Source organism: Devosia sp., assembly GCF_041917035.1.
Lineage (GTDB): Bacteria > Pseudomonadota > Alphaproteobacteria > Rhizobiales > Devosiaceae > Devosia_A.
In genome coordinates this window covers 1-8,634 of the sequence record NZ_JAYRYM010000163.1, presented here as the reverse complement: position 1 = coordinate 8,634, position 8,634 = coordinate 1, and the positions used below count along the sequence as shown (strand labels likewise).

Annotated in this window: 8 protein-coding genes; all 8 read right to left on the bottom strand. The window is 67.3% G+C overall.

Features of this window, described 5'->3' with window-relative positions; translation table 11 throughout:
* The coding region (locus tag ACE3TU_RS15485) for a glycosyltransferase (protein WP_374625758.1) at positions 1–709 on the bottom strand (709 nt) is incomplete at its 3' end.
* 22 nt (positions 710–731) lie between these two features.
* Positions 732–1,898 carry an FtsW/RodA/SpoVE family cell cycle protein gene (locus ACE3TU_RS15480; protein ID WP_374625756.1) on the bottom strand — a complete coding sequence of 389 codons (1,167 nt, stop codon included), beginning with the start codon at positions 1,896–1,898 and terminating at the stop codon, positions 732–734.
* A gap of 264 nt (positions 1,899–2,162) precedes the next feature.
* Positions 2,163–3,248: a phospho-N-acetylmuramoyl-pentapeptide-transferase gene (gene mraY, locus ACE3TU_RS15475; RefSeq protein ID WP_374625754.1), complete on the bottom strand. Its 1,086-nt coding sequence runs from the start codon at positions 3,246–3,248 to the stop codon at positions 2,163–2,165.
* Between the two features lie 134 nt (positions 3,249–3,382).
* The gene (gene murF / locus ACE3TU_RS15470) at positions 3,383–4,798 is read right to left on the bottom strand and encodes a UDP-N-acetylmuramoyl-tripeptide--D-alanyl-D-alanine ligase (protein WP_374625752.1); all 1,416 of its coding nucleotides are present in this window, start codon (positions 4,796–4,798) and stop codon (positions 3,383–3,385) included.
* Between the two features lie 6 nt (positions 4,799–4,804).
* Complete coding sequence (locus tag ACE3TU_RS15465; RefSeq protein ID WP_374625750.1) at positions 4,805–6,247, bottom strand: UDP-N-acetylmuramoyl-L-alanyl-D-glutamate--2,6-diaminopimelate ligase; 1,443 nt, start codon at positions 6,245–6,247, stop codon at positions 4,805–4,807.
* Positions 6,248–6,272: 25 nt separating this feature from the next.
* The gene (locus ACE3TU_RS15460) at positions 6,273–7,997 is read right to left on the bottom strand and encodes a peptidoglycan D,D-transpeptidase FtsI family protein (RefSeq protein WP_374625748.1); all 1,725 of its coding nucleotides are present in this window, start codon (positions 7,995–7,997) and stop codon (positions 6,273–6,275) included.
* Positions 7,998–8,372 carry a hypothetical protein gene (locus tag ACE3TU_RS15455; protein WP_374625746.1) on the bottom strand — a complete coding sequence of 125 codons (375 nt, stop codon included), beginning with the start codon at positions 8,370–8,372 and terminating at the stop codon, positions 7,998–8,000.
* On the bottom strand, positions 8,369–8,634 hold a 266-nt coding region (gene mraW / locus ACE3TU_RS15450), incomplete at its 5' end, for a 16S rRNA (cytosine(1402)-N(4))-methyltransferase (protein WP_374625745.1). The genes ACE3TU_RS15455 and mraW, both read right to left, overlap by 4 nt.

The window sequence follows — 8,634 nt, the reverse complement described above, 5'->3', positions numbered from 1 at the left end:
GCCGGTAGGCCTCGGCCACCCGGTCGAGGTCTTCGGCGCGCGCCTGCTGCACGATGCGAAGGCGCCCGCGCAGCCCCTCGGGGAGCAGCGCCACGGCGGGGGGGACGAGATCGGCGAAGATGCGCGCGCCCTGGCTGCCGCCGACGACGAGCAGGCGCAGCGGTTCGGCGGGATCGATCGCGGGGTAGCGGGCCGCGGCCAGCGCCCGCACCCGATCGCGCATCGGGTTGCCAACCATTTCGGACTTGGCCGCGTACGGCTCGGCGTGCTTGGTGCGCGGAAAACTGAGGGCAATGCGCCGGGCGAACCGAGCGAGCGCCCGGTTGGCGCGGCCCATCACGGCATTCTGCTCCTGCAGGATGCCGGGAATGCCGAGGAGGCTCGCCGCCAGAAACGGGGGAAACACCGGGTAGCCGCCGAAGCCGACCACCGCCTGCGGCCGAATGCGCCGGAGCTTGCCGAGTGCCACGGCAATGCCCCAGACGATCCGCAGGCCGGCGAGGACGAACGTCACCGGGTTGCGGACCGACGGCGTGGCCGACGGCACGATATGGATGGCACTGGCGGGGAAATCGGCGCCGTAGGACGCGACCCGGTGGTCCGTCATCAGCTGCACGTCGTGACCGCGCCGGCGCAGTTCCTGGGCCAGCGCCATGGCCGGGAAGAGATGTCCTCCCGTGCCACCGGCCATCAGCACGATAGTGCTCAAATCGAGTAACTCCGCATGAGCCTCACTCGGCGGGGGATAGCACCGAGCTGCGATAGGCCGGAAGCCCCGTGACCATCCGCTCCTCCGGCTTCTTTCTGGTCAGGGCGAGCATCAGCCCCATGCCGAAGGCGACCGCCAGCATCGAGGTGCCGCCATAGGAGACAAACGGCAGCGTCATGCCCTTGGGTGGAATGAGGTTGAGGTTCACCGCCAGGTTGATGCCCGACTGCAGTCCGAACTGGATGGCCAGGGTCGAGGCGCCGAGGCGGGCGAACATGCTCGACTGCTGCTGCGCCCCGAGCAGCGCGCGGATGACGATAAAGGCGATGAGGGCAACCAGCCCCAGGCAGAACAGGATCCCGAATTCCCCTGCCGCGGCGGAGAAAACGTAGTCGGCATGGGCGTCGGGGATGACCTTCTTGGCCATCGACTCCCCCGGACCGCGTCCGAACCAGCCCCCCTCGAGCAGCGAGCTCAGCGCCTTGTCCACCTGGTAGGTCCCGTGGCCGCCGGTCTCGGGATTGACGAAGGCATCGATGCGCTTGGCGAAGTGCGGGAAGATCGTGTAGGCGGCAAACAGCAGCGCCACCGCGGCGGCGCCGAGCCCGATGATCACCACCCAGGAGATGCCGGACAGAAACAGCAGCGCGCCCCAGGTGGCGAGCACCAGCGCGGTCTGGCCGATGTCGGGCTGCAGCAGCAATCCGCCGACGATCGCCAGCATGATGGCGGTGGCCATGCTGCGCGCGGGCACCCCCTTCTGCTTCATGCTCTCGGCGAACAGCCAGGCCCCGATGACGGCGAAGGCCGGCTTGACGAACTCGGAGGGCTGCACGGTGTTGCCGGCAAACGAAATCCAGCGCTTGGCGCCCTTGACCTCGACGCCGAGCTTGAGGGTCAGCCACAGCAGGATGACGAAGACGACCAGCACCCCGAGCGCGGCAAAGCGCGCCGCCCGCTGCGGCAGCATCGAGGTGGCCAGCATCACCGGCAGCGCCAGCGAGGCGAACACCGCCTGCCGGATGATGAAATGCCACGGTCCCAGCCCGAGGCGTTCGGCGACCGGCGGGCTCGCCGCAAAGCTGAGCAGCACCCCCGCGAGCAGCAGCAGGACGAGCGCCGACAGCAGCGCCTTGTCGATCGTCCACCACCACTCGGCGATGGGGGTCTTGCGCTCGCGTGAAAACATGATCGATGCCGCCCTGCCCGGCGGCCTCCCGGCACACTACTCAGGGTGGGAGTCTACGGCGGGTTGGTTACCAAGTTCGGAACGACGCTCGCGTTTTGCGAAACTGTGGGAAGCGCCCCGGCCCACCGGCATCATTCGGGCGAAAACCGAGCCCATCCTCGGTCGCAACCCGCCTGGACGTGGAGACGCCTCGGGATGGACCCCGGCCCTTCGCCGGGGTGACACTGTGGAACTGGTGAGACCCGTGAGGGGGCCCGTCCTGTTCTAGCGCAGCTTCAGCGAACTCAGCCCGATCAACGCCAGAACGAAGCTGATGATCCAGAAGCGGATCACCACCTGGCTCTCGGTCCAGCCCATCATCTCGAAATGATGGTGGATCGGCGCCATCTTGAACACGCGCTTGCCGGTCAGCTTGAAGCTCGTCACCTGCACGATCACCGACACCGCCTCGAGCACGAACAGCCCGCCGATGATGGCGAGGACGATCTCGTGCTTGGTGGCGACCGCGATGGTGCCCAGAGCGCCGCCCAACGCGAGCGAACCGGTGTCGCCCATGAAGATCTGGGCGGGCGGCGCGTTGAACCACAGAAAGCCGAGCCCCGCCCCGATCAGCGCCCCGCAGACCACCGAGAGTTCGGCCGTGCCGGGCACGTTGTTGAGCAGCAGGTATTCGGCGTAGGTCGACGAGCCCACCAGATAGGCGATCAGCCCGAAGCAGGCGGCGGCCACCATCACCGGAACGATGGCGAGGCCATCGAGCCCGTCGGTGAGGTTGACGGAGTTGCCGGCCGCAACGATGACGAAGCCGGCGAAGATGTAGAAGAAGTACCAGAGCGGCAGCCCGGAGCCCTTGACGAAGGGGAACATCAGCGAAGTGGCGATGTCCGGCGCGGTCAGCGAGGCCAGGAACCAGGCGGCGATCACCGCGACGACGGCTTCGATGGCGAGCCGCTGGCGGCCGGAAAAGCCGGCATGCGACATGCGCTTGACCTTGAGGAAGTCGTCATAAAATCCGATGGCGCCGAAGGAAACCGTGACGAACAGCACCACCCAGACATAGCCGTTCGCAAGGTTGGACCACAGCAGGATCGAGGTCACGGCACCGGCAAGGATCATCAGCCCGCCCATGGTGGGCGTGCCCTTCTTGGTGAGCAGGTGGCCCTGCGGCCCGTCCTCGCGGATCGGCTGGCCCTTGCCCTGCCGGATCCTCAGCCCTGCGATCATCCCCGGCCCGAACAGGAACACGAAGAACAGCGCGGTCACCACCGCGCCGGCCGTGCGGAAGGTGATGTAGCGGAAGACGTTGAAGGCGGCGAGGCTATCGCCCAACTGCCCGAGAAAATACAGCATTCAAGACCTGTCCCAACAGTGTCGCCGAAGACGTTCGGCAGTTCATCGTCTCGCAGAAGCGCTGAAACCGAGCTATGTCCCTGATTTGTCGCGCTTCCGAACCGGAAAACCGTGCCGCTGGTCTGGCAGGCGCCCTAGAAGCGCTCGCGGATCTTGGCGACTAGTCCTGCAAGCCGGACGCCCTTTGATCCTTTGACCATAACTGCATCGCCATAGGCAAGGGCCGCCAGCAGCGGCTCGGCCAACTCCTCCACAGTCTCGCTATGGCCGACTTCGGGCGCCTCGCGGTCGGACGCGGCACGGCGCCGCAGTTCCGCGTCCAGCGCCCGCATCACCGGGCCGACCAGGTGGATGCGGTCGGCCCCGGACTTCAGCACCGCATCCGCCAGTCCCGCATGGAGGACCGGTCCCTGCGGCCCCATCTCCAGCATGTCGCCCAGCACCAGCACCTTGCGACCGGCGGGCGGCCGGACCTGCGCATAGAGTTCGAGCGCAGCCGACATCGAGGCGACATTGGCGTTGTAGCTCTCGTCGACGAGCAGCAACGGCTTCTTGTCGGGCCCCAGACGGAGCGTCAGTCCCCGCCCCTCGGGAGCCCCGAACTGGCCGAGGGCGCCCAGCGCCACCGCCATGTCCTCGCCAGCGAGGTCGGCAACGGCAAGCGCCGCAACGGCGTTGGCGACCATGTGGCGCCCCGGCACCCGCAGGCGCAGGTGGTGGGCGGCCCCGGAATGGCGGACGTCGGCGGCCATCTGCTCGCCCAGTTGCGTCACTCCCCTGATCCACCAGTCGGCGCTCTCGTCGTAGCCGTAGGTGACGATCCGTCCGACGCCCGCGGCTCTGGCCCGTGCGAAGAGCACGTGCAGATAGTCGTGATCGCAGTTGAGCACCGCCGTCCCGTTCGGCTCGAGGCCGAGGAATATCTCGGCCTTGGCCTCGGCGATCTCGGCGACCGAGTTGAAGAACTCGAGATGGGCAGCGGCCACGGTGGTGATCACCGCCACATGGGGACGGACCAGCCTGACCAGCGGCGTGATCTCGCCGGCATGGTTCATGCCGATCTCGAACACCCCGAACTGCGCCTCCACCGGCAGTCGCGCCAGCATCAGCGGCACGCCCCAGTGGTTGTTGAAGCTCTTGATCGAATAATGCGTCTCTCCGGCAGCGGAGAGAGCGGTGCGGATGGCTTCCTTGGTGGTGGTCTTGCCGGCACTGCCGGTGACGGCGACGATGAACGCACGGCTGCGTGCCCGCGCCGCCCTGCCCAGCTGACGCAGCGCCTCGAGCGTGTCCGGTACGACGATCAGCCGGTCGCCACCGTGGCCGGCGTGGTACGCCTCCGACACGATCGCCGCGGAGGCGCCGGCTTCGAGCGCCTTGAGCACGTAGTCATGGCCATCGAGGGCGTCGCCCTTGATGGCGACGAACAGCGCCTCGGGGAAGATCTCGCGCGAGTCGATCGAGACGGCCGAGAGCGGACCGTCGGAGAGTCCCTCGGGCCGCCCGCCGGTTGCTTTGACGACTTCGGCGACGGTCCAGAGCGGTCTCATCTGCGCCTATCTTCCCCCGATGGTCTCCAGCACCACCTCGTGGTCGGAAAAGTGGTGTTTTGTTTGACCGATGATCTGATAGTCCTCGTGCCCCTTGCCGGCAATCAGCAGCACATCGCCCGGCTGCAGGTCGGAAATCGCTGCCGCGATCGCCTCGCGCCGATCGCCGATCTCCCGAGCCCGGCTCGCTTCGGCGAGAATCTGCAGGCGGATCAGCGCCGGATCCTCGGTCCGCGGATTGTCGTCGGTGACGATGACATCGTCTGCCATCCGGTCGGCAACCTGCCCCATGATCGGCCGCTTGCCGCGATCGCGATCGCCGCCGGCGCCGAACACCAGGTTGAGTCGCCGGCGCGCATAGGGACGGAGCGACTCGAGCGCCGTCTCGAGTGCTACCGGCTTGTGCGAGTAGTCGACGAAGATCGCCGCGCCATTGTGTTCGCCGACCAGCTCGAGCCGCCCCTTGGCGCCCTTGAGGCCGCCGAGGGCCGCCACCGCCCGATCGGCGGGCGCTCCGGTGGAGACCGCCAGTGCCAGCGCGACGGCAGCGTTGCTGACCTGGAACGCCCCGGTCAGCGGCAGGTGGAAGCTCACCGGCTCGCCCACCATCCGTCCGGTGACGCGCTGGCCATAGCCCTCGTTCTCGATGCGGGTGAGTTCGAGGAACGCCCCTTCGCGGCCGACGGTCAGCAGCGTGGCGCCGCGATCGAGCGCGGCGAACAGGAACGGCATGTGCTCGGGGTCGTCGCAGTTGACGACGGCCGCGCCGCCTTCGGCGATGAGGTCGGTGAACAGCCGCAGCTTGGCGTGCCGGTAGCTCTCCATGTCGATGTGGTAGTCGAGATGGTCGCGGCTGAGATTGGTGTACGCGACAGCGTTGAAGCGCAGCCCATCGACGCGACGCTGGTCGAGCCCCTGGCTCGAGGCCTCCATGGCCACGTGATCGATGCCGGCGGCCTTGAGCCGCCCCAGGTCGCGATGCAGCGACAGCGCATCGGAAGTAGTGAGCTCGCGCGGCATGATCCCCGACGCGGTCTCGACCCCGATGGTCCCGAGGCTGGCCGCCGGGATGCCGCACGCCATCCAGATCTGCCGCACGAACGAGACGACCGACGACTTGCCGTTGGTTCCGGTCACGGCCACATTGACCGCCGGCTGCGGCGCGAACTGCAGCGCCGCCGCCCGCGCGTAGGCGGCGCGTACATCCGCGACCACGACCACCGGAACGCCCGGATCGGCGGCCGGCGCCCGGTCGGTCACCATGGCGACCGCCCCCCGCTGCACGGCCTGGGCCGCGAAGCTGTCGCCATGCGCGCGCGTGCCCGGCAGTGCGAAGAACGCCTCGCCCAGCCCCACGGCCCGGCTGTCGGAGTTGACCCCCGTGACCTCGACCGCCGACGCCGGCCCGGCGCTGGCACCCTGCAGCAGGTCTCTGAGCGGAAAGGCCACGTCGAAGCTCCGTTGCGGCGCGACTCTAGCGGAGTGCAGCTGGGACAAGTTCGGTATCCAACATTTCGCTGAAGTCGGGGCTGATTCCAAGCATCGGCGCGACTCGCTGAACAATGCGGCCTGTGATCTCGCCGGCATTCCAGCCGGCAGTATGACCGGACTGCGGGTTCTCGTTCTGCGGCTCGTCGACGAGGATCACCATGGCATAGCGCGGATTGTCGAGCGGAAAGGCCGAGGCGAAGACCGCCAGGGTCTTGTTGGCCGAATAGGTCTTGCCGACGACCTTTTCCGCCGTTCCGGTCTTGCCTCCGGCGCGATAGCCGTTGGCATACTTGTTCATGCGGGTTCCCGATCCTTCGAGCGCGTTGAGCCGCATCAGGTAGCGGATCTGTTCGCTGGTCTGGGGCGAGATGACCGGGTCGTAGAGCTTCTGCGCCTCCTCGGCCGACCGCTTGTAGAGCGTCGGGGGCACCATGTTCCCGTCGTTGACGAACGCGGCGACCGCCCGGACCATGTGCAGGGGCGAGATCGACAGGCCATGTCCGAAGCTGGAGGTGGCGGCGACGATCTCGGAGAACTTCGCCGGCACCTTGGGCTGCCGCATCTCGGGCAGCTCGAACGGGACGGTCTTGTCGAAACCGATCCTGGTGAGGAAGGCGCGGAAGTCGTCCTTGCCCAGTTGCTGCATCACCTTGATGGTGCCGATATTGGACGAGTACTTGTAGATTTCCGGCACCGACAGGACGCGGTGCTTGCCGTGGAAATCATCGATGGTGAAGCGGCCGAAGCGCACGCCGAAGCGGGCGTCGAACTGATCGCTGATCTTCACCCGCCCAGAATCGAGCGCCCCGGCCATGGTGACCGTCTTGAAGGTGGAACCGAGTTCGTAGATGCCGGAGGTGATGCGGTTGAAGCGCTGGTTCTTGACGCCATTGTAGTCCTGGAACAGCGTCGAAGGATCGTTCGGGTCGAAGTCCGGGAGCGACGCGAGGGCGAGCACCTCGCCGGTACGCACATCCATCATGACGCCAGCCGCCGCGATCGCCTTGTAGCGGGTCAGCGAGTCGACCAGCTGCTCGTACATCACATGCTGAACACGCAGGTCGATGGCCAGCTCCATCGGCTTCAGAGCGTTGCCGCGGGCCAGCCCGACAGACTGCAGCAGGGCCAGGTCCTCGTCATCCATGTGCTTTTCGATGCCCATGGTGCCCTGGTTGTCGATGTTGACGGCGCCAAGGATGTGCGAGGCTTCCTGCCCCGACGGATAGAAGCGCTTGCTTTCCGTGACGAAGTCCAGTCCCGGGATACCGAGCTGGAAGATCTTCTCCCGGACCGCTGGGGTGAGTTCGCGCTTCACCCAGACGAAGCCCTTGTCCCCGGTCAGCCGCTTGCGCAGCCAGTCCTCGTCCAGTTCGGGCAGCACCGTGCGGAGCTTGGCGACCGCCTCCTCGACATCGACGATGCGCCGGGGTTCGGCAAACAGCGACGGCACCCGGATATCGACCGCCATCTCGAGTCCGTTGCGGTCGAGCAGGGTCGGGCGCGTCGCGGTGATGACGTCGCGGGCGACGCCCTCGATGGCAGAATCGGAAATCGTCGCGCCCAGCTGGATCAGTCGTCCGGCGACGATGCCGAAGACCAGCAGCAGCGCCGCGATCACCCAGCGGATCCGCGCCCGGGTGAGGTTGCCGCGCTTCTTGCGCCCGCCATCGAGCGAAATGCTCACATCGTCATAGGTCAGCAGCGCCATCTAGTTCGCCTCGATCAGTTGCTCGATCGGATCGATCCCGGCATCGAGCGCCGTCAGCAGTGCATCCAGGGCGGCGGTGTCCGGCGCCGGCGGTCGCATCGGGAGGGTGTCGATGCGGCCGAACTGCTCCTGGTCGGCAGGCAGCAGGTTCAGCGCCTCCTGGTGACGGGCGACGATCGGCGCCACGTGCGCCGGCTGGTTGAGATAGGACCAGTCGGCCTGCAGCAGCGACAGCTCGCCCTGCTGGCTATCGATCCTGCGTTCGAGCGCTGCCTTGTCGGCGGCGATATCCTCGACCGAGTACTTGAGGGCGTACACGGCCACCACTCCGGCCAGGCTGGCGCAGAACAGCACGACGTTGACCGTCTTGATCATCCCGCACTCCTCGAGTTTGGCACCCCGAGACCGAGGTAGCTCACCGGTCGCGCCGGCATCGCCGAGCGCCGTGCCGACCGCAGCGTCGACGAGCGGGAGCGAGGGTTCCGCGCCATCTCGGCCGGCGAGGGCCGCACGGCCTTGCCGAGACCGATCCATCGGGGCTGTTCGGCGGCGGCCTCGGGCAGGTGCCTCGAGCGCACGGGCGCGCTCTTTTCCGGATCGAGGAAGCGCTTGACGATGCGGTCCTCGAGCGAGTGGA

Excerpts from the sequence above, each read along its gene's own strand:
- ACE3TU_RS15480 (WP_374625756.1), bottom strand. The coding sequence starts at position 1,898 with ATGTTTTCACGCGAGCGCAAGACCCCCATCGCCGAGTGGTGGTGGACG.
- mraY (WP_374625754.1), bottom strand. The coding sequence starts at position 3,248 with ATGCTGTATTTTCTCGGGCAGTTGGGCGATAGCCTCGCCGCCTTCAAC.
- murF (WP_374625752.1), bottom strand. The coding sequence starts at position 4,798 with ATGAGACCGCTCTGGACCGTCGCCGAAGTCGTCAAAGCAACCGGCGGG.
- ACE3TU_RS15460 (WP_374625748.1), bottom strand. The coding sequence starts at position 7,997 with ATGGCGCTGCTGACCTATGACGATGTGAGCATTTCGCTCGATGGCGGG.
- ACE3TU_RS15455 (WP_374625746.1), bottom strand. The coding sequence starts at position 8,372 with ATGATCAAGACGGTCAACGTCGTGCTGTTCTGCGCCAGCCTGGCCGGA.